General features: G+C 44.6%; 1 protein-coding gene. It reads right to left on the bottom strand.

The genetic code is table 11. The annotated features are described in order from the left end of the window. Positions 1–1,391 (bottom strand): glutamine--fructose-6-phosphate transaminase (isomerizing) (gene glmS / locus A3729_RS05390; RefSeq protein ID WP_231877345.1); only part of this gene is annotated, 1,391 nt, incomplete at its 3' end. Positions 1,392–1,434: the final 43 nt, after the last annotated feature.

The raw sequence follows: 1,434 nt of genomic DNA, 5'->3' as shown, positions 1-1,434 counted from the left end.
GCATAAGCTTCAGCGTGAATATACGAAATCTCTTTAAGCTTCAGTGCACCTTCCATCGCAACCGGGTATTGATCACCACGACCCAGGAATAAACTGTGGTGCTTGTCAGCAAAGTCTTCCGCCAATTCGGCTATTTGCTTATCCATATCCAAGCTTTGTTCGATGATTGAAGGAAGTGCCTGTAAGGCCTCAACGATCGAAGCTTCCGTTTCGGCTGGCATATTTTTGTTCTTTCCAATAGCGACGACAAGCTGCAGTAAGCCAACTAATTGAACGGTAAATGCCTTGGTGGATGCTACGCCGATCTCAGCGCCCGCATTCATCATATAGTTTAAGTCTGACTCACGAACTAGTGAAGAACCAGGCACGTTACAAATGGTCAAACTAGCTTTATATCCGATTTCTTTGGCCAGTCTTAGTGCTGCCAGGGTATCGGCTGTTTCACCTGACTGCGAGATTGTAACCAATAGTGCATTAGCCGGAACAACCGACTTTCTATATCTAAATTCAGATGCAATTTCGATATTACACGACACACCAGCAATTTCTTCAAACCAATAACGTGCGACCATGCCGGCGTGGTAGCTCGTACCACAGGCAATAATTTGAACGTGATCAATGCCTTTTAGAATCTCTGCTGTATTTTCACCAAAGGCCGTGTCAAGAACCTGGCCGTTTGCAATTCTACCCTCTAAGGTGTTCTTAATAGCAATCGGCTGTTCATAGATTTCTTTTAGCATGTAGTGCTTATATGGCCCTTTGTCGCCAGCATCATGCGAGACATCAGACTCATTGATATCTCTTGATACTTCACTACCTACAGCATCATAGATGGTCACGTCTTGGCGTGTCAGTACGGCGATATCGCCTTCTTCTAGGAAGGAGAAACGGTTCGTTACTGGTAATAATGCTAATTGATCTGATGCCAGGAAGTTTTCTCCTATGCCATATCCTATCACTAATGGGCTACCAGAACGCGCTGCAATTAGCTGGTCTGGATCACTGGTATCCATAACAACCGTTCCGTAAGCACCTTCTAATTGCTTCACAGTTGATCTGAATGCTGATAATAGTGAGTCATGTGTTTTTAGTTCATGATGAACTAGATGAGCAATCACCTCGGTATCTGTATCCGAAGCAAATTCATAACCCACGGCACTTAGCTTCTCACGCAGAGTATGATGGTTTTCAATGATCCCGTTGTGAACAACTACAATTTCGGAACCTGATACATGAGGGTGGGCATTACGTTCGCTAGGTTCACCATGAGTTGCCCAACGTGTGTGTGCAATACCGGTTCCACCTTTGCAAGGGTTTGCCTTTAGTGCGTCTGCCAATTCTTGAACTTTGCCTATACGTCTCAAGCGATTAAATTCGCCTGCTTCAGACAATAAAGCCAACCCTGCTGAATCATATCCTCTATATTCTAAACGC

Source organism: Oleiphilus sp. HI0043 (genome assembly GCF_001634935.1).
The sequence above is the reverse complement of the archived record's forward strand: the minus strand, read 5'-3'. Positions and strand labels throughout refer to the sequence as shown.